Raw genomic sequence first — 24,587 nt, 5'->3', positions numbered from 1 at the left:
TCAAAACCCTCCCTTGCCGCCGGCGGATGAAGCCGCTGGGGCGGCGATTGGCGGCAGCTCGTCCATGCCGGCCAGCACCTCGGCCACATGGCGCACGGCCGTCGGGCTGTTCTGGCGCGACAGCTTGCCGGCCATGTTCATCAGGCAGCCAAGGTCGCTGGCCAGCACCATGGGCGCGCCGGATTCGGTGATCCGCGCCGTTTTCTCGGCCACGATGGCGTTGGAAATCTCGCCGTATTTGACCGCGAAGGTCCCCCCGAAGCCGCAGCAGATATCGGAGCCTTCCATCTCCACCAGCTTCAGCCCGCGCACCGAGCCCAGCAACTTGCGCGGCTGCGCCTGCACGCCCATTTCGCGCAGCCCGGCGCAGGAGTCATGGTAGGTCGCCACCCCCTCGAACCGGGCGTTGACGTCGCTGACGCCCATCACGTCGACGAGGAAACTGGTCAGCTCCCAGGTCTTTTCCGCGAAGGCATTGGCCTTGCCGCGCAGGTCCGGATCATCGGCGAACAGCTCCGGATAGTGCCGCCGCACCATGCCGGCGCAGGAGCCGGAGGGCGCCACCACATAATCCAGATGGCTGAACGCCCGGATCATCGCCCGCGCCAGGTCCGCCGCCGTGGCCCGGTCGCCGGAGTTGAAGGCCGGCTGGCCGCAGCAGGTTTGCGCCGGAACCTCCACATGGCAGCCGGCGTCCTGCAACAGCTTCGCCGCCGCGAACCCCACGGACGGCCGCATCAGGTCAACCAGGCAGGTGACGAACAACCCGACGCGGGGGTGTTGCGGAAGCTTTGGCGAAGCGGTCTGCTGCGGCATCGGCGGGTTCCTGTCACGAGCGTTGTCCGGGGGGGCGGACAGCGCGGAGTTTGGAAATCGGGGGCAGACGCCCGGTTTCTCCGGGGTGGGGGGCTGCTCCGGCGAAGGTTCAGGGCTTCTTTTTGCCGTCGGCGCCGAACTGGCCGACATAGGCAAGCAGGTCGTCGATATCCTTGTCCTTCGGCAGGCCGACGAAGATCATGCGGGTGCCGGTGACCTTGGCGCGCGGATTTTTCAGATAGTCGCGCAGGGTGGCGGCGTCCCAGGTCAGGCTGGAGTTCTTCATGGCGTCTGAGAAGCGGTAACCTTCCACGGTTCCCGCCTTGCGGCCGATCAGCCCGTTGAGCTCGGGGCCGACCAGGTGTTTGGCGCCCTCGCCAATCTGGTGGCAGGCGCGGCACTTCATGAACACCTTTTCACCGGCCGCGGCGGAGCCGGCTCCGGCTCCGGTTGCCGGCGCGGCGGCGGTTTCCGCCCGCGCCGTCGCGAGGGGCAGGCCGGCGAAGAGCGCCAGGGACAATGCGGCGCTCATGAAGCGCATCCGGCCCCCCGGCCCGCCGCGCCCGTTGTTGTCGGCCTGGCGGAGGAGGGGGGATGGATGCGCGATCATGATCTTGTCCTTGTCTGGCCGAAGCAGCGTCTGCTTCGTCGCCGCCAGTTTTAGCACTCTGGAATCATTCTGCACACGCAACCACGCGCCGCAGCCGGGGAAGCTGCCCAGGATCTGCCGGGCCGATCGCCAGCGCCGCCGGCCGGGCGGCGAAAAGTTGGGCCATCGCCTCTGGCGCGCGTGGGGAGCCGTCCCCATGTCATTCACGCATCATGTCAATCACGGCCGCTCGTGGGGAGCGGCGGGCAGATGCGGGCAGATCAGGAGAGGACGTATATGGATCCGCAGGAACGTGAGGTCATCGACGGGATTTTCCAGCGCCTGCAAGAGGCGGCGAACAACCCGCGCGACCCTGAGGCGGAGCGCTATATCGCTGATCTGGTCGCCCGCCAGCCCCATGCGCCTTATGCGCTCGCCCAGGCCGTCTATGTGCAGGACATGGCTGTTCAGCAGCTGTCCTCCCGCAACCAGGAGCTGGAGCAGCGCGTCCAGCAGCTTGAGGACGAGGCCCGCAGGACGCGCGAACAGTTGGCGCAAGAACAGCTGGCGCGTGAACAGGCGCAGGTCCAGCCGGCGCCAAATCCGGCGCCTGCCGGCGGGTTCCTGTCCGGCCTGTTTGGCGGCCGTGGCAGCGTGCCGCCCGCCGGCCGGCCCGGCGGCTTCGGCCAGTCCGCCAGTCCGCAGGGTCCCGGCTTTGGCGGAGCGCGCCCGGGTGGACCGCAAGCTGGACCACAAGAGGCTGGACAGCAGGGCTCCCCCATGCCTGGCGGCCCCTGGTCGCGCGGCGCGCAGCCGGGTCAGGGCGCGGGACCGTGGGGCGGACAGCAGCCCCAGGCGCCTGCCGGCGGCGGCTTCCTGCGCGGCGCCCTGACCACGGCGGCGGGCGTTGCCGGCGGCGCGCTGCTGTTCGACGCGGTGAAGGGCATGATGGGCGGCTCGTCCGCCGCCAACGCCACGCCGGTGGACAAGGCGGCTGAAACGGCGAAGACGGACGCGCAGCAGGACAGCAACGCCCAGAACAGCAACACCGACGACAAGGCCAGCGACCAGCAGGCGGATAACAGCCAGAACGACAACCAGAACGACGCCAGCTATCAGGACGCCGGCTACGACGATCCCTCCTATGACGAACAGTCCTGGGACGACGGCGGCTTCGGCGACGACGACTGGGCGTAACCCGCTTCGCGGGCCAGGTGGGGCGCGGGCCCGGGATGCAAGCCCCTGGGGCATCTGCTGATCCACCCGGATCGGGAGACGCCCTGACTTTGGCTATGGGCGAAAATTGCCGGTCGACTGTATCTGGCCACGTGAAAACGCGTTGCAAAACGCTCTAAGCCAAAATGTCCAGGTCCGCGGCCTTGGGTGTGGACGGTAGCCCCGACCAGCTGTGCCGACGCTCCGGCGCGCTGGCGCTGCGGGGGCTGATAATGGGCTCAATTTTTGCCGCCATCTCCGGATGGCCTGCCGCTTCGAGGTCTGCCCTGATGCGCCCCGCTTTCGTAGGGGCTACAAAAACGGCCTTGATTGCGTCCGTTGGAATCATGTCAGGCACATAATGATGCTGATATCCTAACTCTCCAATATATAGGGGATGGATGTCGCCCGTCCCATACAGAACCTTGTGTGTATCTGCGCCTGGCCGACGTTCTGCGTAGTCCCACCAGGAATGACGATATTCCTCCTTCTTGAAAAGACTGACGCCATTCAGGTTGCATTCATCCGAAGCCGTCAACACCTGGCCAGCGAGATGCCTGCGCAAGGCTCCTAAGGTGAAAGTGTTTTCGCCCGTCGGGAGCCATTGTCCGCTGGCGATGCCAGGGTATTTTTCATGTAGCCTGAGGACCGACAGGAGCCCGCCATGTTGCGCGACGCCTGCCAGCGAGGGCGTGCGCGATCCATGAACATAATCAACGCCATGTTCTTCGAGCGTCTGCAAGATCAGGTCGTCGGAGGGTTTTTGGGTGGCTGGGCGATCGCCCTCTGATTTGTTCCGTTTTCGCGTGTTCGCCAAAATATCCGGCAAGGCCATGTCATATCTCCTGCTTCACAGGCACGGACAGATATTGGCGCCGCCACTTCCCGGCAGGCAGCGATTTTCAAGGACGCGCGACCCTGAAGCCAGGCTGGCGCCTGCGTGACATCACCACCACCTTCGCCCCGACGCTGACCCGCGAATACAGGTCGATCACATCGTCATTGGTCAGCCGGATGCAGCCGGAGGAGACGTTGTGGCCGATGGTGTTGGGCTCGTTGGTGCCGTGGATGCGATACAGGGTCGAGCCCAGATACAGCGCCCGGGCGCCGAGGGGATTATCAGGGCCGCCGGCCATGAAGCGCGGCAGGTCGGGGCGGCGCCGGCGCATGTCGGCCGGCGGCCGCCAGTCGGGCCATTCGCGTTTCATGGAAATGCGCTGGCTGCCGCGCCACTGGAAGCCGGCGCGGCCGACGCCGATGCCGTAGCGGATGGCCGTACCGCCATCCTGCACCAGATACAGGTATTTGTTACGGGTATCGATGATGATCGTGCCAACGGGCTGACCGCCGGAGTAGGAGGTTGTCTGGCGGCGAAAACGCGGCGCCACCTCCTGCTGCATGGCTTCGCCGCCGTAGACGTCGCCATCCCAATACCCCTGATCGTCCAGTTGCTGGGGCGCCCGGGCGGCGCTGCGGCCGCGCCGTTGCGATCGCGGCCTGGCGTCGCTGTCATCGACCCAATAGCCATATTGCTGGCCATCCAGCGCCGGCGCGCCGCCGCGCCAGTAGCCGGGCGGGGCGCGTCCACCAGGGCCGTAGTCCTGCGCCACGGCGGTTAACGGCGTCGCCAGCAGCGCGATGGCGGCAAGGACGCAAGCCGACGGCAGCGCGCGCCGCCGGCGGGAAATCGCAACCGGGGCTGGCCCCGTGTCCATGATGACCGGCATCGGCATGCGGCGTCTCCGCGTGAGATGACAGCAATAACGCCAGCGGCGTGACAGCACGCGCCGCCCCAGACGACGCTGGACCTGGCGGCCGGCGCGCGCCATACCGGAACGCAGGCGCGCCTGTTTCCCAACCATGATAATGCCGCGACGGCGCTGGCGGTTCCCGGCAGCGGAATTATGACGCCGTCGCCGGCGAAGGTCCCATGGGGTCGACGCAGCGTCCGGGCGCGGTCCCGACCCTCGCCGTCCAGGGCGCCTCCACAAAAGCCTCGCCCCAAAAAACCGCCGGGGTTTATCCCGTCCTGGTTGATTTTGACCGGGCGCCCCGGCCGTGGCCCCGCGTCCGCGCCTCATGGGCTGTATGGTCGGTTGTGAAATCGGCTGCTTCGGGCGATGTGGACTGGGCGCGCGCGACGCGGCGCAGGGCGCGCAGGGCGTCGCGCGCCTCCAGCCAGGCCCGCGATCCCAGTTCCGTCTCGACCGCGTCCTGGGCCTTGCGCCACAGCGGCGTCGCCCGGGCGAGCGCTTCGCGACCCGCGTCGGTGAGCTCGTGGGCGACGGCGCGGCCGCCGCTGGCGCGGGGGGCGATCAGCCCGGCCTCGCCCAGCAGGCGCAGATTGCGGGTGAGGGTGGTGCGCTCCAGCGCCAGCATGTCGGCCAGGGCGCTGATCGAACCGGTGAGGCCCCGGTCGATCGCCGCCAGCAGGGACAGTTGCGTCACCTTGAGGCCGACAGGGCGCAGCGCTTCGTCATACATGCGGGTCAGCGCCCGGGCTGTCATACGGGATTGAAGACAGGCGCATATGACTCCGGGGCCGGAATGCGCGTCCCTGTGGCTGTGCGCGTCCCTGTGGCTGGTGGAAGGATTGCCGGTCTGGCTGGCGGTCATGTCTTCCCCTGCGCTGTCTCCCCACATGCGCATCCATGCGGGAGCGGTCGGCGAAACATGGCGTATTGCCGGCGTTTGGTAAACCGCCGGGAGCGGGTGGCTTTTCGGGCCCGGTTTCGGCCTTGTCCCGAGGCGTCTGTCTTTGGGCGCCTGTCTTCAGGGGCCTGTCTTGGGGCTCCTGTCTTCGGGCTCCTGTCTTCGGGCGTCTGTCCTTGGGCGGCCCAAAGCCCGGCGGGCGGGTGGTCGTCCGCCTGGAAAAAAATTGCGCCAGGGCCCGTTGCGGGCTTCTTGACTCCCCGGGGGCGCGCGCCTATTTCCCGGCCAGCGTTAGCACTCGCGTCCATGTAGTGCTAATGCTCCCCATTCGAACCGTGCGCGCATCGCGCTCCTATCAAGAGGAATGGTCCATGAAGTTCCGTCCGCTGCATGACCGCGTCGTCGTCCGTCGCATCGAGAGCGAAGAGAAGACGAAGGGCGGCATCATCATCCCCGACACCGCCAAGGAAAAGCCCCAGGAGGGCGAGGTCGTGGCCGCTGGCGCCGGCGCGCGTGATGAGCAGGGCAAGCTGGTCGCCCTCGACGTCAAGGCTGGCGATCGCGTGCTGTTCGGCAAGTGGTCGGGCACCGAGGTCAAGATCGATGGCGAAGACCTGCTGATCATGAAGGAGTCGGACATCCTCGGCGTGATCGGCTGATCCAGCCGCCGTCCCGGGCCGTCGCCATGGGCAGCGGCCGGTTGTCCAGCATGTGAATACACAAGGGCCAGCAAGGCGCCCGCGATACGGCGGATCATCCGCCGGCCGCGCCGGCCGGGCCTCATGAACCAGGAGCAAGCAAATGGCTGCCAAGGAAGTAAAATTCGGCGGGGAAGCGCGCGACAAGATGCTGCGCGGCGTTGATATCCTCGCCAACGCCGTCAAGGTGACGCTGGGTCCGAAGGGCCGCAACGTCGTGATCGAGAAGTCCTTCGGCGCGCCGCGCATCACCAAGGACGGCGTCTCGGTCGCCAAGGAGATCGAACTCTCCGACAAGTTCGAGAACATGGGCGCCCAGATGGTGCGCGAAGTGGCCTCGAAGACCAACGACAAGGCTGGCGACGGCACCACCACCGCCACCGTTCTGGCCCAGGCCATCGTCAAGGAAGGCGCCAAGGCTGTCGCCGCCGGCATGAACCCGATGGACCTGAAGCGCGGCATTGATCTGGCCACCGCCGCCGCCATCAAGGACATCGCCGCCCGCGCCAAGAAGGTCAAGGATTCGTCCGAGATCGCCCAGGTCGGCACCATCTCCGCCAACGGCGACCGCTTCATTGGCGAGGAAATCGCCAACGCGATGCAGAAGGTCGGCAACGAGGGCGTGATCACGGTTGAAGAGGCCAAGACGGCTGAAACCGAGGTCGAGATCGTCGAGGGCATGCAGTTCGATCGCGGCTACCTGTCGCCGTACTTCATCACCAACGCCGAGAAGATGGTCGCGGACCTTGAAGATCCGTACATCCTGATCCACGAGAAGAAGCTGTCGTCGCTGCAGTCGCTGCTGCCGGTGCTCGAGGCCGTCGTCCAGACCGGCAAGCCGCTGGTCATCATCGCTGAGGACGTCGAGGGCGAGGCCCTGGCCACCCTGGTGGTCAACAAGCTGCGCGGCGGCCTGAAGGTTGCTGCCGTCAAGGCTCCGGGCTTCGGCGATCGCCGCAAGGCCATGCTCGAGGATATCGCGATCCTGACCGCTGGCCAGACCATCTCGGAAGACCTCGGCATCAAGCTCGAGAACGTCACCCTCGAGATGCTGGGCCGCGCCAAGCGCATCCGCATCGAGAAGGAAAACACCACGATCATCGACGGCGCGGGCGCCCGCGAGGAGATCGAGGCCCGCGTCGCCCAGATCAAGGCCCAGATCGAAGAGACTTCGTCGGACTACGACCGTGAGAAGCTGCAGGAGCGTCTGGCCAAGCTGGCTGGCGGCGTCGCGGTCATCCGCGTCGGCGGCTCGACCGAAGTCGAAGTCAAGGAAAAGAAGGACCGCGTTGACGACGCCCTGAACGCCACCCGCGCCGCGGTGGAAGAAGGCATCGTTCCTGGCGGCGGCACCGCCCTGCTGCGCGCCCGCGCCGCCGTGCAGGCCCTGACCTCGGACAACGCCGACATCCGCGCTGGCATCGCCATCGTCGCCCGCGCCCTTGAGGCTCCGATCCGCCAGATCGCCGAGAACGCCGGTGTGGAAGGCTCGATCGTCGTCGGCAAGATCACCGACAACAAGGACAGCGCCACCTTCGGCTTCAACGCCCAGTCGGAAGAGTACGTCGACATGCTGCAGGCCGGCATCGTCGACCCGGCGAAGGTCGTGCGCACCGCCCTGCAGGACGCCGCTTCGGTGGCCGGCCTGCTGATCACCACCGAGGCCATGGTCGCCGACGCTCCGAAGAAGGATGCGGCTCCGGCGATGCCGGCCGGCGGCATGGGCGGCATGGGCGGCATGGACTTCTGATCCAGCCTGCGCCGAACTGGCGAAATTGGGGGCCCCGGAGTTTTCCGGGGCCCTTTTTCATGCGCTCCGCGCCCCGTGACCCGCGGCGGTTCCCGGTCGCCCCTGACAGCGCCATCGCGCGCGGGGATGTTTTGGCAAAAGCGGTTTCCCTTTTGCCAATGATGTTCTAGGACTGAACCCATGGGAGCGTTCCGGCTGCGGCTGGCGCGCCTGTCCGTTTACGGGTCGCAATTCCGCCAGGGCGTCGCCGCCGGGTGGGGATTGCGCGGGAGCCTGGAGCGTTTGGGCGTCGCGTGGCGCGGAAACGCTCCGTCGAGTTGTTGTGACGCATTTTCCTCACGGGCTCCGCTCCGTCAGGAAGTCAGGAAATCCTCAGGGGTGAAGCCATGAGCAATAATGATGAAGTCGACAGCCCGGTCGCGGGTGTTTTCTGGTCGCTGGCGCTGGCCATCGTCGCCTGCGTCGCCATTTTCTGGCACAATTTTGGTTGAAGCCGCCCGGGCGCGACCCGGCCTTGAACCGTGATTACGGCCGCGCGCTCCGTTTCCGGGGCGCGCGGCTTTTTTTATTGCCACGTCCTGTCGCGGGCGGGCTTTTTCCTGACGCGCGCCCGTGGCGCCTCGTGGAGGCGCTTGCGGCTCACAATGACCAAAATTTAACGGAGGATTGACGGCGACATCGCATAGGTTGCTGTGATGGCCCCGCAGGGGGCCCGGGCGAGATCGCGCGCTCTGGCTATCAGGCGCGCGGCTGCTCCGTATCCCTCATGGCGATGCGCGCGCGGTTCGCGCGGGCTGCGCCTCCCGATGTTTCCCGCGCCGTGCCGGCCAAGAGGCCAGCAGGCGTCCTGCGGATGCGACATGTGGCGGCGCGGCGCCGCCCCTTGTCCGCGTGCGCCCAACAATGCGATCCGGCGGAACCCATGCATGGACTGAAACAGGCCCTTGCCGATATCTGGCGTCTGACGCTGCCCTATTTCACCTCCCGCGAACTGACGACAGCCCGCATCTGGCCACTGCCGGCTTTTTCCGTGCAGCAGCGCGTGCTGGCGTTCATTTTCGCCGCGGTCATCATCGCCATCGAATTCGCGCTCGTGGCGATCAACGTGCGCCTGTCCTATTTCTCGCGCGACTGGTTCAACGCCATCCAGAACAAGGACGCGGCCAGCTTCTGGAGCCTGCTGTTCACGGTGTTCCTGTTCTGGGCCGTGATCTACATCGTCGCCGCCATCTACCAGTATGCGCTCAAATCCTACATGCGCATCCGCTGGCGCTCCTACCTGACGGAGCGTTATGTCGGCCAGTGGCTGGACCACAACGCCCACTATCACATGCAGCTGCTGGGCCATGGCGCCGACAACCCTGACCAGCGCATCCAGCAGGACATCGATTCCTTCATCCTGCGCACCATGACGCTGTTCCTCGGCCTGCTGTCATCGGTGACGACCCTGGCCTCCTTCGCCGTGGTGCTGTGGCAGCTCTCGGCCGCCTTCACCTTCCCGGGGACCAGCGTGCAGGTGCCGGGCTTCCTGCTGTGGGGCGCGCTCATCTTCGCCGTGCTCGCCACCTGGATCACCCACAAGGTCGGCAGGCCGCTGATCCGGCTGAACTTCGAGCAGGAGAAATATGAGGCCGATTTCCGCTTCTCGCTGGCCCGCCTGCGTGAATACGGCGAGCAGGTGGCGCTGATTGGCGGCGCCCCGGCGGAGAAGCAGCATCTGGCCGGCCGCTTCGGCGCGGTCATTGGCAATTTCCTCGCCATCGTCAGCCGCACCAAGAAGCTAACGGCGGTGACGGCCGCTTACGGCCAGATCGCCAACGTCATTCCCTACGTGCTGGTGGCGCCATATTATTTCGCCGACAAGATCACCCTTGGCGGCATGCAGCAGACCGCCAGCGCCTTCGGCCGGGTCAGCGATTCCCTGTCGTTCTTCATCAGCGCCTATTCGACCATCGCCGACTACAAGGCCGTCGTTGACCGTCTCACCACCTTCACCGGCTCGGTGGAGGCCGCGCGGGCCCTGGAGGACGAGGGCCAGAACCATGGCCGCGCCGCCCGCATCGCCCGCGCCGAAGGCGCGGACACGTCATTGCATATCGCCGGCCTCGCCCTGAACCTTCCCGATGGAACCCAGATTGTGCGCGTGCAGGACCTGACGTTCCGGCCAGGCGAGACGGCGCTGCTCACTGGCCCCTCGGGCTCGGGCAAATCCACCCTGTTCCGCGCCATCGCCGGCATCTGGCCCTTCGGCCACGGGGCCATCGCCCTGCCGCAGGATGAAAAGGGCGGCCCCGCCAGCCTGCTGCTGCTGCCGCAGCGGCCCTATCTGCCTATCGGGCCCCTGCGCGAGGCGGTGTCCTATCCCTCCGCCGCCGACACGTGGAGCGATGCGGATTTGCGCCGGGCGCTGGAGGCGGCGCAACTGGGGCATCTGGCCAACCGGCTCGACGAGGACGGCCACTGGTCCCAGGCCCTGTCGCTTGGCGAACAGCAGCGCCTCGCCATTGCCCGGGCCCTGCTGGCGCGGCCGGACTGGCTGTTCCTTGATGAGGCGACCTCGGCCATGGATGAGGGGCTTGAGGCATCCATATATGGACTGCTGGCGCGCGAGCTGCCGCAAACGACCCTGGTGTCGATCGGCCATCGCTCAACCCTGCACGCCCTGCACGGTCGCGTCATCGATATGGTCAGCACGAGCAATCGCCTGTTCGAGCCGCGCGACCAGGCAGCCTGAACAGCCCCTTGGCGCCCCCGCGAGGTCGGACAAACAAAACCCCGCTGCATCGCAGCGGGGTTTTTCATGTGCATGCGGCATCAAGCCAGCAAAACGCCTCGCCCTGCAAACGTCTCCTGGCCTTGCAAACGCCTCCAGGCCTTTGTAAGCGCCTCTTGGCCCTGCAAGACGCCTGGCGTTCCCGGCGGCCTCAGAAGGTGCGGTCGAAACGCAGTTCGCCGGCCGGGCCCTTCATCACCAGCTGGCCGTTGATGATGTCCCACTTCTGGGCGTAGCGCAGGGCCGAGAGATAAGCGGTCTCGGCGCTCTGGGTCGCCTTGTCGCAGGCGCGGCGCGTCAGGGCCAGCGGGCCAACGGCGATGCCCATGTCGCGCAGCGGGAAGGCCACCGCCGAGAAGGTGTTGCAGCCGCCGAAGCCACGGGCGCGGAACTGCGAGTCGAGCACGAAGGAGGGGCGCTCGGCGCCGCCATAGCGCTTGCCGTTCAGGCTGATGGCGATCCAGTTTTTGCCAAGCGGAAAGTTCTTTTCGACTTTCTTGGGCTGCGGCGCGGCCTGCGGACCATGGCCCCGCTGCTGGGCGTCCGCCGTCGTCAGGGTGAGAACGCTCGCCGCCGCAAGCGCGGTGACAGCCGTCAGTGCAAGGCGAACAGTTTTCACGTGCATCCACTCCATCAACTTAGCCGCGGGCCCGGCGCACGGTTGCCCCGATCCGGTCGGCAGCCGCAACGGCCTCGTCCCGCGGGACGCGTCGCCGTTTGCGGCTTTTTGCCAGTAACAGGGGCTTCTTTGCAAGCACTGACCGGATACAGGGCCGGGCAGGGAGGTCCGGGAGCGGCCCCGCCCGCGCTTCAGCCCAGCCTGCGGAACAGCCGCTCAGCCAAAGTGTTTTCCCGGCGGAAGGCATATTCCAGCTTGCGCACGCCCACATGATCGGCGCCTGCGGCGGACAACGCGTCCACCAGCGCGAACACCTGCCCGGTGGGGCACGTCAGCGTCGCTGGCGCGCCGGCGGCCGGCGGGCCGAATGGCAGGCGGGCGCTGAAGCGGCTGGCGAGATTCTCCAGGGCTTCGCGGTCCAGCGCCGGAACCAGCGCGGAGACTTCGCGCGTCGTCCGCGCTGCTTCCTCGGCGGCGATCCGCGTCAGGATCGTGCGCACGGCGGCGCGCGCCGTCGGCCCCCAGTCGGCGCGCATGGCGGCCACCAGATTGGCCCACGAGCGCAGCATGACGCCGTCATCGAGGATTTTCAGCGCATTGGCGGCCAGCGTCGCGCCGGTGGTGGTGATGTCGACGACGATCTCGGCCGAGCCGGAGGCCGGAGCCCCCTCAGTCGCGCCAAGGCTTTCGACGATGCGGTAGTCGGCGAGGCCGTGCGCGGCGAAGAACCCCCGCGTCAGATTGATGTATTTGGTGGCGACGCGCATGCGTTCGCCGTGGCGGGCGCGCATGTCGGAGGCGACGTCGTCGAGATCGGCCATGGTGCGCACGTCGATCCACGCCTGGGGCACGGCCACCACCACATTGGCGTTGCCGAAGCCGAGCGGCGTCAGCATCTCCACGGCGGCGTCGGCGTCCAGCACCTGTTCGCGCACCAGGTCCTCGCCGGTGATGCCGAGATGGGCCGCGCCGCTGGCGAGCTGGGTGACGATCTCCGAAGCGGAGAGGAACAGCACTTCCACGCCGGGCAGTCCCCTGATGGCGCCGCGATAGTCGCGGGCGCCGCCTGGCCTGTGCAGTTCGAGGCCGGCGCGGGCGAAGAACGCCGCGGCGTTTTCCTGCAAACGCCCCTTGGAGGGCACGGCGATGACGAGCGGGGTATCGGTTGCCATGTTCTTCCCCGGATCAGGCGGTGACGGCGAGGCTGTCGAAACGGTCGAGCCAGACGGCGCAGCCGACGGCGGGCAGGGGCGCGCTGGCCCCCAGCCGCTCGGCCAGCCCGTCATAACGGCCGCCCGCCGCCACTGGCCGGCGGTCGGCGCGGACCGGATCGTCGATTTCAAAAATGAAGCCTGAGTAGTAATCAAGATTGCGGGCGAAACGGGCCGAGAAGCTGATGTGCTCCACGTCTACGTCGCGGGCGGCGAAAAAGCCCAGCCGCTCCTCGAACTGGTCGATGGCCGCGCCGATGTCGAGGCTGGCGTCGCCAGCCAGCTTGCGCAGGGCGACCACCGCGTCGTCCGGGTTGCCGGCGATGGCGAGATAGCTTTCCAGCACCTCGCGCTTCTCGCCGCCCAGCGCGGCGGCGCGCCGCTCGGCCCGGGCGAGGAAACGGCGGGCGATGTCGCTGGCGCTGCGCCCGCCTACCGTGGTGATGCCGGCGATGGTCAGCACGTCCTCGACAAAGGCGCGTGCGGCGCGCGGGTCCTGCCCCTCCAGGGCGCCAAGCAGGCCGGCGTAATCGCCGTCCGCATTGCCCTCCCCGGTGAGTGCGGCCAGCGGCTGGCCGGCGGCGACGCCGCGCAGCAGGCGGCGGCGGGTCGGCGCGTCGACGCCAAGCGCGTCAACCACGGCGGTGAGCAGGCCCATGTCGCCGAGCCGCACGGCGGCGTTGCGCAGGCCGAGCGTCGTGGTCGCCTCAACGGCGAGGCCAAGGATCTCCGCGTCGGCGGCGCTGCGATCGTCGCGGCCGAACGATTCCACGCCCGCCTGGGGGAATTCGCCGGTTTCGCCGGCGCGCAGGCGGAAGACGGGACCGAGATAGCTCACCGCGGTTTGCGGCTGCGCGCCCCGGGCCCGCGCCTCGAGAAACTGGCGGGTCACCGGAATGGTGTATTCCGGCCGCAGGCAAAGCTCGGCGCCGTCGCCGCTGGCGGTGATGAACAGGCGGCGGCGGATGTCCTCGCCGGACAGGTCGAGAAACACGCTCGCTGGCTGCAATACGGGCGGTTCGACCCGGTGGTAGCCCTCACGCCCAAACAGCGCCAGAAGGTCGGCGCAGGCCTGTTGCGTGGCTGGTTCGTCGGTCAGCAGGGGCGACATCTGATCTACCTGTAGGGAGCCGGACGGGTGAGGGTGGTCCGGCGATTGTCCGGGATGACGAGGCTGGCAAGGATGAACCGTCGGGGCAAACCGCCCTGGCGAGCCATCGCGCGGTTCCATATCAGAAAACTGAGTTGCCCGCGACTGGGGAGCCGCCGCCGGGAGACGGCTCCGGGCCAGCGGATGGCCAGGTCATCATGGGTCTGGCCACACAGGTGACCCATGATGGCGGCATGCGGAAGGGCTGGCGGGGCTTTTGAGCGCTGGCCGGCCAGCCACTGCAACCGGATGCAATCAGCGATAGCGGTCCCGCACCCGGTTCACCGCCGCGACCAGATCGGCTTCCGGCGCGGCGAACTGGGCTTCCGCCTGCTTCGCCAGATAGGTTTCGCGGTCCTTGATCTGGCGGATGCTGGCGCCGAGGCGCAGGTCCTTGATGGTGACCTCGCCCTTTTCCTTCTCATTGCTGCCCTGGATGACCACGCAGACGCTGCCGCGTTTGTCGGCGTATTTGACCTGCGCCTGCATGCCGGCCTGGCCCATGTACAGTTCGGCGCGAACGCCGGCTGCGCGCAGGCGCCCGACCATGGCCTGGTAGTCGCCGAGGCGGTCCCGGTCCAGCACCAGCACCACCACCGGCCCCATGGGCGGCTCCACCGCCACGACGGGGCTTTTCACCGCCAGCAGGGCGGCCATCAGCCGCGACACGCCGATGGAGAAGCCCGTGGCCGGCACGTCCTCGCCCCGGAAACGGCCGACCAGGCCGTCGTAACGACCGCCGCCGCCCACCGATCCGAACCGCACCGGACGGCCCTTTTCGTCCTTCACCTCGAAGGTCAACTCGGCCTCGAACACCGGGCCGGTGTAATATTCCAGGCCACGCACGACGGAGGGATCGATGATGACCCGTCCGTCGTCATAGCCAGCGGCGCTGAGCAGGCCAGCGATCTCGGCCAGTTCCGCGCAGCCTTCCCGGCCCGTGGCGGTGCCGGCGAAGGCCCGCGCCATATTGGCGACGGTGGCGGCGTTGCTGTCTTCGCGGGCGCCCAAAACTGCCAGAACCTGGTCCGCCGCTTCCGGCGTCAGCTCCGCGCCTCTGGTAAAGTCGCCCGATGGGTCCATCCGCCCCTTGCCGAGCAGATCGCGCACGCCGTCGACGCCGACCTTGTCCAGCTTGTCCATGGCCCGGAGCACCGTCAGACGGCGGCCGGCGTTGTCCTCGCCGCCGATGCCGATGGCCTCCATGACGCCGTCGAGCACCTTGCGGTTATTGATCTTGATGACGTATTTGCCGGCAAGGCCGAGCGCGTCCAGCGTGTCCGCCGCCATCATGCAGACTTCGGCGTCGGCGGTGACCGAGGCGGCGCCGACGATGTCGGCGTCGAACTGCATGAACTGGCGGAAGCGGCCTGGCCCCGGCTTCTCGTTGCGGAACACCCAGCCGGCGCGATAGCTCTTGTATGGCTTCGGCAGGCTGTCGAAATGCTCGGCGACAAAACGGGCCAGCGGCGCGGTCAGGTCATAGCGCAGCGACAGCCACTGCTCATCATCGTCCTGGAACGAGAACACGCCCTCATTGGGCCGGTCCTGATCGGGCAAAAACTTGCCGAGCGCGTCGGTGTACTCGATGAACGGCGTCTCCACCGCGTCAAACCCGTAGAACTCATAAGTCTCGCGGATTTTTTCGAGCATGCGGGCGCTGGCCGCCAGTTCTGCGGGGCCGCGATCAACAAAACCGCGCGCCAGCCGGGCCTTGGGGCGCTGCGGGGCCTTGTCTTTCGGCTGCTCTTGCGACGCTGCGGCCATGCCGGCGTCGCTGCGGGTCTGATCGTTCTCTGACATGGCGATCGCATACCTTGGGCAAGCCGGGCCGGCAACCAGCTTGTTACGAAAAGCGTAACCTGAACGGCGGCGGGTTTCACTGGCGCCGCCAGCCGTCGTTTCAGTCGATCACCGGAACCCGCGCCGGATCGCCAGACCAGGTCCACGCCATGCCGGGGCGCGAGACGCCGAGCATCATGCCGCCGAGGGCATCCGGGTGCAGCCACAGCTGGTCGGCCATGCGATCCGCCGGCCGCGTCGCCGGGCGATCCACCGTCAGGCCGGCGCCGGCCGCCCGGGCCCTGGCTTCGATTTCACCGATCCGCGCCGCCTCGGCGAAGCCCATATACATCACCGGACCCAGCTTCTGCAGTTGCCGGGCCATGGTCGTGCCGGGCTTCGATGGATTGATGACCTCGAAACGGTGCAACTGGCGCGGCTGGAACAGGGTGAGGGTTCCCTCATAGCCGAAGGTTTCCGAGGCGATCGGGCATTCAATGGCGCGATCAAGTCCGAACAGCGCCGCAAGACGGGCGATGGCCGGCTCCGGCGCCGGATCGAGCAGGGTGGCCTCATAAAAGAAGTCGGGCAGCCCCACGGACGGACGCGCTTCATGCGGTGAAACAACCACCCGCAGCCCGCGCACGCCCATGGCGGCCGGGTCCGGGTGCAACTGGCCATGCTCTTCCACCACCGCCACGCCCTGATCGGCGAGGCGGCGCTTCAGGCCCGCCATGTCTGTCGTGGACACGCCCGCCGCGAACATGTGCGCCCGCCCGCGCGCCGCCAGCGCATCGGCGACCGGCCCGGCGCCGTCCGGCTCCAGCAGCTCGACAAAGCCCTGGGCAAGGCGCAGCCGGGTGCGCCGGGCCCCCAGCGCGGCGATGCGGTCGCCGCCGTCCGGCTCCGCGTCCAGCAGGGCGATCCAGTTGCGCGCTGTTTCGGCCGCATCCGGCGTGGCGAGGACCATGCGGTCGATCTGGGTCAGCATGGGCGTTTTCTCCGGTTCGTTCTGTTGCTTGCCGGCAGATTGGCCCCAGCCGGTTTCCAGGGCAAGGTTGCGCGGGCCTGAAGCTTGCGCGGGCCTGCCAGTCAATGGTTCAGGCGAGAAGGAGGAACGTCCATGTCTGCCGCAATGCGCGAACCGCTGGTGCTGGTTCCGGGCCTCGGATGCTCGGCGCTGCTGTACAGGGCGCAGATTCCGGCCTTGTGGCCGCTGGCGGCGGTGCAGGTCGCCAGTCACACGCGCGGCGCGACCATGGATGAGATCGCCGGCGCCATCCTCGCCGATGCGCCGCCGCGCTTCGCCCTGGCCGGCCTGTCCATGGGCGGCTACCTCGCCTTCGCCATCATGCGCCTGGCGCCGGAGCGGGTGACGCGGCTGGCGCTGCTCGACACCGCCGCCACGGCGGATACGCCAGACGCCACGGAACGTCGTCTCGCCGCCATCGCCCTGGCCGAAGCGGGCGATCTGGATGGCGTCGTCAACGGAAGCTGGCCGCAGGCCGTGCACGCCGATCGCGTCGGCGACGCGGCGCTGAAGGCGGTTTACCGGACCATGTACGCAGAGGTGGGGTTGCCAGCCTACGCCCGCCAGCAGCGCGCCATCATGGGTCGTCCCGATTCACGGTCAGGCCTCGCCGCCATCCGCTGCCCGACGCTGGTGCTGGTCGGCGACGGCGACCGCCTGACGCCGCCGGAACGGGCGCAGGAAATCCACGCCGGAATTACCGGCTCACACCTGGTCGTTGTGCCGGAGTGCGGCCATATCTCAACCCTGGAGCGGCCCGACGCGGTGAACGCCGCCTTGCGGGAGTGGCTGGCGGGCTGACGTTTCCTGCGGAGGGCCCGGGCAAATGGCCTGTGCAGGACCATCCGGCGACAGGCAAAAATAGCGTTCGCTCTTGCTGGAGGATTGCGCCATGGCGGAGGAAATCTGGTTCGCCGGGGCGCCGCCAGCCCGCAGGCCGGGGCGGGCGCTGTTCTGGCGCAGCGTTTTCGCCTCGCCGCGCACGCTGGCCTGTGCTAACGGCGTCGCCATGATCGAAGGACTGCAACCCCACAAGGCCACGCGCATCATGCGCCTCGTCACCGACGAGGGCAGCGCCCGCATGACCACCGAAATTCTCGGCGAGATCTTCGATCCCGTCGAAACCGCCGTGTCCGCCTTCGAGACGGACCAGGGCTGGCTGCTGGAGGCCTATTTCGCCCATCCGCCGGATGAGGCGATGATCCGCGACATCATCCGCCCCGTGGTGGGCGACGCCGCCGACGACGCGGTGTTCGACGACATTCGCGAGCAGGATTGGGTGAAAGCCTCGCTGGACGGGCTGAAGCCGGTGCGCTCCGGGCGCATCCTGGTCTACGGCAGCCACGATCGCGCCGTGGTGAAGGCCAATGACGTGCCGCTGGAAATCGAGGCGGCCCTGGCCTTCGGCACCGGCCACCACGGCACCACCTCCGGCTGTCTCGATGCGCTGGTGCGCCTCGCCAACCGCCGCCGCCCCCAGTCCATTCTCGACGTGGGCACCGGCACCGGCATTCTGGCCATCGCCGCGGCGAAATGGCTGCGCGTCCCGGTCATCGCCGGCGATCTTGATCCCACCGCCATCGCGGTGGCGGCCGCCAACGCCAAAGCCAATGGCGTCGCCAGCCTGCTGACGTATTACATCGCGCCCGGCGTCGAGAACGCCCACGCGCGCGGGCGGACGTTCGAGCTGGTGTTCGCCAATATCCTGGCGCGCCCGCTGCGGTTGATGGCGGTGTCCCTGGCGCGCGCCGTGGCGCCGGGCGGAAACCTGGTGCTGTCCGGCCTGCTGGCGCGGGATGTGCCTGGCGTGCTCGCCGCGTACCGCGCCCAGGGTTTCGCGCTGGCGGAGCGGCGCGACCGCGAAGGCTGGGCCGCGCTGGTGCTGCGTCGCGGCGGCGCCGCGCCGCGTCCGGTGAAACCACGCTCCGCGAAGTCATGCCGCCAGGGGCGGTGAGGATTGGGTCCGGGGCGCCGCGCGTCTTTTCTGGCGCGCTCAGGCGCATCTGACAAAAAACCGGGCAAAAAATATTGCCGGGACTGGAGCCCGCGCGCCCAAACAAGAAAAGCCGGCCATTAAGGCCGGCTTTTTTCTTTGTCAGACCGCCCTGGGAACAGATAACCGTTCCGGCGGGCGCCGCCGCGAGCGCGGAAAACGTTCGCGGTCATGGGTGAACGGGTTGACGCGCACGCCGACCAGAAGGCCGCGCTGGCGTCGCCGTATTAGCGGGTCGCGTAAACCAGGCCCGTCTCGGTGTCTTGGACGCCGCCGACTTCCTTCAGCTGTTCGGGGCCGAGCTGGGCAGCGGTATGCAGCACATTGCCCGATACATCGTAACGGAAGCCAGAGAAGAGCGAGCGAAGCGTCGCGCCAAAACCGGCGTGCTTGCCGGAGCGGGCGTTGTTGTTGGCCGAAAGGTTACCGAAAGTAGCAGTTGCCATTGGTCTATCTCCAAATCTGAAAGACAGCCCCAGCGTTCCTCTTGTTCTTGTGTGTCCCCTATCTAGGCCCGTTGGCGCGCGAACAGTAGATGTCGCAGCGCATGGCGCCCATCACGCAAATGCATGACAGTTGGTTGCGGGAACAGGCGTCATGAATTCTTGAGCAGTTCAAATAATCGTCACATACATTACTTTCTGCAAACGGTACGCTGGCGTACGCAAACCTGCCTGATCCGTCCCGATGTTCACGGGCCCGTGCGTCTTGCGCCGGCGGCGTGAATGCGGCCATATCGGAGCCGGCGGGGGCGGATGCGGGAGAACCTCATGTTCAGGGCGGTGTTCCAGAGTTTTGACGACGCGGCGAACGGCGCCGCCGGGCCGGGCCGCCTCGCCGCCCTGCGCGCGGAACTGCGCCGCCATGGCTTCAATGGCTTCATTATTCCGCGCGCCGATGAGCATCAGGGCGAATATGTCCCCGCGAACGCCGAACGGCTGGCCTGGCTCACCGGCTTCACCGGGTCGGCGGGCCTGGCTCTCGTGCTGGAGGATCGCGCCGCCCTGTTCGTCGACGGGCGCTATGTGCTCCAGGCGCCGCGGCAGGTCGATGAAACCGCGTTCACCGTGGTTCCGCTGGCGGAGGCGACGCCCGAGGCCTGGCTGCGGGCGCATCTGCCCGCCGGGGCGCGGCTGGGCTACGATCCGTGGCTGCACACCACAGCCTCTGTCAGCCGCTTCGCCAGGGCCGCCGAGGCGGCCGGCGGCCGGCTGGAGCCGGTCGGCCACAACCCCCTCGACGCCGTGTGGAGCGACCGGCCGCAGCCGCCGGCCGGGCGCATCCGCGTACAACCGGAAAGTTTGGCGGGAGAAAGCGCCGCCACCCGGCTGGCGCGGCTGCGCGACGGCCTCAATGACGAGAAGCTGGATGCGCTGCTGATCAGCGATCCGCACAACATGGCCTGGCTGTTCAATATTCGCGGCGCCGACGTGCCGCACACGCCGCTGGCCCTGGGATACGCCCTGGTTCCGCGCGATGGCCGGCCGGCGCTGTTTCTGGATGGCCGCAAGCTGACGGCCGGGGCGGGCGCGGCGCTCGCAGCGGTGGCGGACGTCGCCCCGCCGGCGGCGCTGGAAGAGCGCCTGCAACAGGCGGCGGCGAACGGCGCCCGCGTCCGCATCGACCAGGCCACTGGCGCGGCCGCCCTGTCCGCCATCATCACTGAAGCTGGCGGCGTGGCCGATGTGGGCGAGGACCCGCTGACACTGATGAAAGCGCGCAAGAATCCCGTGGAGATCGCCGGCTCCCGCGCCGCCCATTTGCGCGACGGCGCCGCTGTCTCCCGCTTTCTGCGCTGGTTTGACGGGGCGGCGGCGGCCGGCGGCGTCACCGAGATCGACGCGGTCAGCGCTCTCGAAACCTTCCGGCGGGAAACCAATGTGCTGGAAGACGTGTCGTTCCCGACCATTTCTGGCGCCGGCCCCAACGGCGCCATCGTCCACTACCGGGTCACCACAGCCACCAACGCCCCGGTGAGCGACGGGATGTTCCTGATCGATTCAGGCGCGCAATACGCCGACGGCACCACCGACATCACCCGCACCATCGCTGTCGGTGAGCCGGACGCAGAGATGCGCGACCGCTTCACCCGCGTGCTCAAGGGCCACATCGCCGTGGCGACGGCGGTGTTCCCCAGGGGCACGTGGGGCGCGCAGATCGACAGCTTCGCCCGGCGCCCGCTGTGGGAGGCTGGCCTCGACTTTGACCACGGCACGGGGCACGGCGTCGGCAGCTTCCTGTCCGTGCACGAGGGGCCGCAACGCCTCTCGCGCCTTGGCAATGTGGCGCTGGAGCCGGGCATGATCCTGTCCAACGAGCCTGGCTACTATAAAGCGGGCTGCTGGGGCATCCGTATTGAAAACCTGCTGGTGGTGGAGGAGCGGGACATTCCCGGCGCCGAAAGGCCCATGCTGGGCTTCGAAACCCTCACCCTCGCGCCCATCGATCTGCGCCTCGTCGAGCCCTCGCTGCTTAGCGACGCCGAACAGGCCTGGCTCAACGCCTATCACGCCCGGGTGCGCGAGGAGCTGACCCCGGCCCTCGTCAGCGACGGGGAGCGCGCGTGGCTGGCGGAGGCGACGCAGGCCATCGTGGCCTGAGGTGTTTTCAGGCCCGGCGGCGCATGCCCCGGCCTGGCGTTCCGGGTGGGCGCCCCCCCAAAAAAACAGCCGCCGCGAACAGGGCGTTCGCGGCGGCTTCCATTAAAATCGCGTCTGAACCCGCGCCGGTTGCTTTCAGGCGCCCGAACCGGTCGACGGCGCCGGGCCGGAGGCGGGGCCCCCCTCGGCGGGACGCTGCAGCACCGGGCCGCGGCTCAGGTGGGTGCTCTTCTCGGCGTTGCGCGGCACCAGGCTGGTGACGTCGCCGCGGATGCTTTCCAGCAGGTCCAGGGCGTTGCGGCCATCGGGGAAGGTCAGCTCACGCAGCGCCTGGGCCAGCACGTCGATCTTGGTCGACAGTTCGAGACCGCTGCGCGCCGACACGCGCGACATGGACTGCTCGACGCTCTTCAGCTCCTGCAGCAGTTCACGGCGCAGTTCGCGCTGGTCCTCGGCGTCGATCAACGGCGAGCCCAGCATGCCGCGCAACGCGGCCCAACGCAGGCCGAGTGCCGGAAGGGTGCTGGCGTCGCCTGAGTCGGAAGCCTGGGGGATGTTCGCCATCTGGGATCTCCTTGGTAACAGCGTTGAGCGGTGGCGCTCTGTTGTGGCGATTATGAGGCCCGGCCGGCGTCGGCCCGCACGGGCTTCAGAAAACGGTAAACACAGGGTTTATCGCATCCTGCCGTGGTTGGCCTGTCGGGCGCAATCCCGTATGCGCGGCTATGCCCGTCAAGTTTCGCGCAATGGTGAACAGGGCGCCTGTTCTTCCAGGCGTCTTGGCCAGATGCGGCGGCGATCACGATCACGATGTGGATCCCCAGGCCCGCTGGCCCGGCGTTTGAAATCCTGTGCGTGGCCATATGGCCTTCAGGGCCGTCAGGTCGCCTCGACGAAACTGTCGAGCACCGTCTTGCGGCCGGCCTTGTCGAAATCCACCGTCAGCTTGTTGCCGTCGACCAGCGCCACCGAGCCGGGGCCGAATTTCTGGTGAAAAATCCGGTCGCCGACGCTGAAGGAGGAGGCGCCGGTGGAGCGCGCCACCAGTTCGCCTTCGATCACCGGTCCGCCCTTGCCCTTGCCGCGCGCGCCGCCGCGCCCGGCGGCGAATTGCGAACCGCCGGCGCCATAACCGTCGCGGCCAAAGCCGCCCTGGCCGAAGCCACGCGCCTGCGCCCGCTGCCAGCCGGGCGTGGCGTAGCTGGAGGGGGCGGTTTCCGCCGCCCCGGCGTAGCCGCCGGCGGCGCGGTCGAACCGGCTCTGGCCATAGCCGTTGTTCTGGCCGTAGCCGCCGTAGGAGTAAGAGGCGGGCGCGTCCAGCACCTCCACGGCGCTTTCCGGCAGTTCATCGATGAAACGCGAGGGAATGGTGGCGTTCCACAGGCCGTGAATGCGCCGGTTGCTGGCGAAATAAATGCGGGCGCGCTTGCGGGCGCGGGTGATGCCGACGTGGGCGAGGCGGCGCTCCTCCTCCAGCCCGGCGCGGCCGCTTTCGTCGAGGGCGCGCTGGTTGGGGAACAGTCCTTCCTCCCAGCCAGGCAGGAACACCGTGTCGAACTCCAGCCCCTTGGCGGCGTGCAGGGTCATCAGCGAGACGCGCTCGCCGGTGTCGCCGTCGGCCGCTTCCATTACCAGCGAGACATGCTCCAGGAAGCTCTGCAGGTCGGGGAACTCCTCCAGCGAACGCACCAGCTCCTTGAGGTTGTCGAGGCGGCCGCTTGCCTCGGCCGAGCGGTCGCGCCGCCACATCTCCGTGTAGCCGGATTCCTCCAGCACCAGCTCCGCCAGCTCGCCCTGGCGCATCCGCGTCGCGGCGGCGCTCCAGCGGCCGAAGTCGGCCAGCAGGTCGCGGATGGTCTTGCGCGGCTTGGGCTTGAGCTCTTCCGTCTCCACCAGATAGCGCGCCGCCTCCATCAACGGAATCCGCGCCGCCCGGGCGTGGGCGTGCAGCACCTGCAAGGTGGCGTCGCCAAGGCCGCGCTTCGGCGTGTTGACGATGCGCTCGAAGGCCAGATCGTCGGCGGGCGAGACGACGCAGCGCAGATAGGCCATGGCGTCGCGGATTTCCATGCGCTCATAGAAGCGCGGGCCGCCGATTACCCGGTAGGGCACGCCGAGCTGCACCAGGCGGTCCTCCATCTCGCGCATCTGCGCCGAGATGCGCACGAGGATCGCCATGTCGCCGAGCGAATGGCCTTTCGCCTGCAAGGCTTCGATTTCCTCGCCGACGAGGCGGGCTTCTTCCTCGGAGTCCCAGGCGCCGGTGATGGCGACCTTCTCGCCGTCCTCATCCTCCGTGCGCAACCGCTTGCCAAGGCGGCCCTCGTTGCGGGCGATCAACTCGGAGGCGGCGGTGAGGATGTGCCCGGTCGAGCGGTAATTGCGCTCCAGCCGCACCACCTGGGCGCCTGGAAAATCGTGCTCGAAACGCAGGATGTTGTCGACCTCGGCGCCGCGCCAGCCATAGATCGACTGGTCGTCGTCGCCGACGCAGCACAGGTTGCGGTGGGCCGGATCGCGCCCCTGGGCCAGCAGGCGCAGCCACAGGTACTGGGCGACGTTGGTGTCCTGATACTCATCCACCAGCATGTAGCGGAAACGCTGCTGGTACATGGCCAGCACGTCCGGCTGTTCGCGAAACAGGCGGATGCTTTCCAGCAGCAGATCGCCGAAATCGGCGGCGTTCAGGGTTTTCAGCCGCTCCTGATACATGGCGTAGAGCTTGCCGCCGCGCCCGTTGGCGAAGGCCGCGCCTTCGCCCGCCGGAACCTGCGCCGGCGACAGCGCCCGGTTTTTCCAGCCGTCGATCAGATTGGCCAGCTGGCGCGCCGGCCAGCGTTTTTCGTCCACGCCCTCGGCCTGCAGCACCTGCTTCATCAGCCGGATCTGGTCGTCAGTGTCCAGAATGGTGAAGGTCGGCTTCAGGCTGACCAGTTCGGCGTGGCGGCGCAGCAGTTTGGTGCTGATGGCGTGGAAGGTGCCGAGCCATGGCATGCCCTCGGCGGCGGGGCCGACCAGATGGCCAATGCGCTCCTTCATCTCGCGCGCCGCCTTGTTGGTGAAGGTGACGGCGAGGATCTGCGACGGCATGGCGAGGCCGCTGGCGAGGATGTGGGCGATGCGGGTGGTCAGCACCCGGGTCTTGCCCGTGCCGGCCCCGGCCAGCACCAGCAGCGGGCCCTCCGTGGTTTCGACGGCGAGGCGCTGCTCCGGGTTCAGCCCGTCCAGCCAGGACGGCGGCGTGTGCGCCGCCATGGCGCCCTGGCGGGCGCGGGCGGCGATGCCGCCGGCTTTCGGCGCATAAGCGGGCGCGGCCATATTGCCGGAATGATCGTCAGAACCTTGCATTGACCTGTTCAGTTTTCACTTTCCCGGGGAGGGGCCGCCGGCGTTTCTGGCAGTGGATTGGCCGTTTCCGGCCCCGCCAGCTGGTCACGTTCGCCAGCTGGCCACGCCCGCCCGGTCGCGCCCTGTCCGCCCCTGCGCGGGATCGGGCAACCCGCCAGCCGCTCAAGCCCCAAAAAGCTTCGATTCGATGACGCGCCGTAACGTCACCACATTGGACCATAAGGGGAACGAAAGTCGAGCGTTCGTTTCCAGCAGAAAGGCCTTTCAAATGCCATATGGGTTTCTATATTGGTAAATGGAAGGTTTCCGCAGCCTTCTGGCGCGCCGGTTATCTTCACTTTCCGGGCAGCGCGCCGACCCG

General features: G+C 67.9%; 20 protein-coding genes. 7 read left to right on the top strand and 13 right to left on the bottom strand.

The features are described from left to right. Positions 1-816: a (Fe-S)-binding protein gene (locus EV666_RS15365; RefSeq protein ID WP_132010102.1), complete on the bottom strand. Its 816-nt coding sequence runs from the start codon at positions 814-816 to the stop codon at positions 1-3. Positions 817-925: 109 nt separating this feature from the next. After that, positions 926-1,348 (bottom strand): c-type cytochrome, encoded by a 423-nt coding sequence (locus tag EV666_RS15360; protein ID WP_132010099.1) that lies wholly within the window; start codon positions 1,346-1,348, stop codon positions 926-928. 354 nt (positions 1,349-1,702) lie between these two features. On the opposite strand from EV666_RS15360, the gene EV666_RS15355 reads away from it, so the two are divergent. Continuing rightward, on the top strand, positions 1,703-2,602 hold the full coding sequence (locus EV666_RS15355; protein WP_165910040.1) for a DUF2076 domain-containing protein: 900 nt from the start codon (positions 1,703-1,705) through the stop codon (positions 2,600-2,602). A gap of 154 nt (positions 2,603-2,756) precedes the next feature. Here the strand turns inward: EV666_RS15355 and EV666_RS15350 are convergent, their stop codons facing one another. The 3 genes from EV666_RS15350 to EV666_RS15340 all read right to left on the bottom strand — a co-directional run bounded on the left by EV666_RS15350 (position 2,757) and on the right by EV666_RS15340 (position 5,128). Beyond that, complete coding sequence (locus tag EV666_RS15350; RefSeq protein WP_132010093.1) at positions 2,757-3,455, bottom strand: hypothetical protein; 699 nt, start codon at positions 3,453-3,455, stop codon at positions 2,757-2,759. Positions 3,456-3,522: 67 nt separating this feature from the next. Next, positions 3,523-4,353, bottom strand: a complete 831-nt coding sequence (locus EV666_RS15345; protein ID WP_165910039.1) for a L,D-transpeptidase — start codon at positions 4,351-4,353, stop codon at positions 3,523-3,525. Positions 4,354-4,639: 286 nt separating this feature from the next. Next, on the bottom strand, positions 4,640-5,128 hold the full coding sequence (locus tag EV666_RS15340) for a MarR family winged helix-turn-helix transcriptional regulator (protein WP_245514467.1): 489 nt from the start codon (positions 5,126-5,128) through the stop codon (positions 4,640-4,642). A 515-nt stretch (positions 5,129-5,643) separates the two neighbouring features. Here EV666_RS15340 and groES point away from each other — a divergent pair. The 3 genes from groES (at position 5,644) to EV666_RS15325 (ending at position 10,454) form a co-directional block, all read left to right on the top strand. After that, positions 5,644-5,931, top strand: coding sequence for a co-chaperone GroES (gene groES, locus EV666_RS15335; RefSeq protein WP_132010087.1), 288 nt, complete (start codon positions 5,644-5,646; stop codon positions 5,929-5,931). 142 nt (positions 5,932-6,073) lie between these two features. Continuing rightward, positions 6,074-7,720: a chaperonin GroEL gene (gene groL / locus EV666_RS15330; protein WP_132010084.1), complete on the top strand. Its 1,647-nt coding sequence runs from the start codon at positions 6,074-6,076 to the stop codon at positions 7,718-7,720. Between the two features lie 922 nt (positions 7,721-8,642). Next, positions 8,643-10,454, top strand: a complete 1,812-nt coding sequence (locus EV666_RS15325) for an ABC transporter ATP-binding protein/permease (RefSeq protein ID WP_132010081.1) — start codon at positions 8,643-8,645, stop codon at positions 10,452-10,454. A gap of 190 nt (positions 10,455-10,644) precedes the next feature. Here the strand turns inward: EV666_RS15325 and EV666_RS15320 are convergent, their stop codons facing one another. The 5 genes from EV666_RS15320 to EV666_RS15300 all read right to left on the bottom strand — a co-directional run bounded on the left by EV666_RS15320 (position 10,645) and on the right by EV666_RS15300 (position 16,246). Further along, positions 10,645-11,112 carry an META domain-containing protein gene (locus tag EV666_RS15320; protein WP_245514466.1) on the bottom strand — a complete coding sequence of 156 codons (468 nt, stop codon included), beginning with the start codon at positions 11,110-11,112 and terminating at the stop codon, positions 10,645-10,647. A gap of 191 nt (positions 11,113-11,303) precedes the next feature. Next, positions 11,304-12,284, bottom strand: coding sequence for an ATP phosphoribosyltransferase (gene hisG, locus EV666_RS15315; RefSeq protein ID WP_132010075.1), 981 nt, complete (start codon positions 12,282-12,284; stop codon positions 11,304-11,306). A gap of 13 nt (positions 12,285-12,297) precedes the next feature. After that, positions 12,298-13,434 carry an ATP phosphoribosyltransferase regulatory subunit gene (locus tag EV666_RS15310; protein WP_132010072.1) on the bottom strand — a complete coding sequence of 379 codons (1,137 nt, stop codon included), beginning with the start codon at positions 13,432-13,434 and terminating at the stop codon, positions 12,298-12,300. 294 nt (positions 13,435-13,728) lie between these two features. Then, complete coding sequence (gene hisS, locus EV666_RS15305) at positions 13,729-15,240, bottom strand: histidine--tRNA ligase (protein WP_132010141.1); 1,512 nt, start codon at positions 15,238-15,240, stop codon at positions 13,729-13,731. 136 nt (positions 15,241-15,376) lie between these two features. Continuing rightward, positions 15,377-16,246 (bottom strand): VOC family protein, encoded by an 870-nt coding sequence (locus EV666_RS15300; protein WP_132010069.1) that lies wholly within the window; start codon positions 16,244-16,246, stop codon positions 15,377-15,379. 132 nt (positions 16,247-16,378) lie between these two features. Here EV666_RS15300 and EV666_RS15295 point away from each other — a divergent pair, with 132 nt between their 5' ends. Both EV666_RS15295 and EV666_RS15290 read left to right on the top strand, forming a co-directional pair. Then, the gene (locus EV666_RS15295) at positions 16,379-17,086 is read left to right on the top strand and encodes an alpha/beta fold hydrolase (RefSeq protein ID WP_132010066.1); all 708 of its coding nucleotides are present in this window, start codon (positions 16,379-16,381) and stop codon (positions 17,084-17,086) included. Between the two features lie 208 nt (positions 17,087-17,294). Then, positions 17,295-18,239, top strand: coding sequence for a 50S ribosomal protein L11 methyltransferase (locus EV666_RS15290; RefSeq protein WP_132010138.1), 945 nt, complete (start codon positions 17,295-17,297; stop codon positions 18,237-18,239). 266 nt (positions 18,240-18,505) lie between these two features. On the opposite strand, the gene EV666_RS15285 is transcribed toward EV666_RS15290, so the two are convergent. After that, positions 18,506-18,724 carry a hypothetical protein gene (locus tag EV666_RS15285; protein WP_132010063.1) on the bottom strand — a complete coding sequence of 73 codons (219 nt, stop codon included), beginning with the start codon at positions 18,722-18,724 and terminating at the stop codon, positions 18,506-18,508. A 324-nt stretch (positions 18,725-19,048) separates the two neighbouring features. On the opposite strand from EV666_RS15285, the gene EV666_RS15280 reads away from it, so the two are divergent. Continuing rightward, positions 19,049-20,878, top strand: coding sequence for an aminopeptidase P family protein (locus EV666_RS15280; protein ID WP_132010060.1), 1,830 nt, complete (start codon positions 19,049-19,051; stop codon positions 20,876-20,878). Between the two features lie 135 nt (positions 20,879-21,013). On the opposite strand, the gene EV666_RS15275 is transcribed toward EV666_RS15280, so the two are convergent. Both EV666_RS15275 and EV666_RS15270 read right to left on the bottom strand, forming a co-directional pair. Continuing rightward, complete coding sequence (locus EV666_RS15275; protein ID WP_132010057.1) at positions 21,014-21,442, bottom strand: hypothetical protein; 429 nt, start codon at positions 21,440-21,442, stop codon at positions 21,014-21,016. A gap of 315 nt (positions 21,443-21,757) precedes the next feature. Then, positions 21,758-24,226, bottom strand: a complete 2,469-nt coding sequence (locus tag EV666_RS15270; RefSeq protein ID WP_376885281.1) for an ATP-dependent helicase — start codon at positions 24,224-24,226, stop codon at positions 21,758-21,760. Between the last annotated feature and the right edge of the window lie 361 nt (positions 24,227-24,587).

The organism is Camelimonas lactis (assembly GCF_004342915.1).
In the GTDB taxonomy this organism is placed as follows: domain Bacteria; phylum Pseudomonadota; class Alphaproteobacteria; order Rhizobiales; family Beijerinckiaceae; genus Camelimonas; species Camelimonas lactis.
Note: the sequence above shows the minus strand (reverse complement) of the source record. Positions and strands in the feature narration are given on the sequence as shown.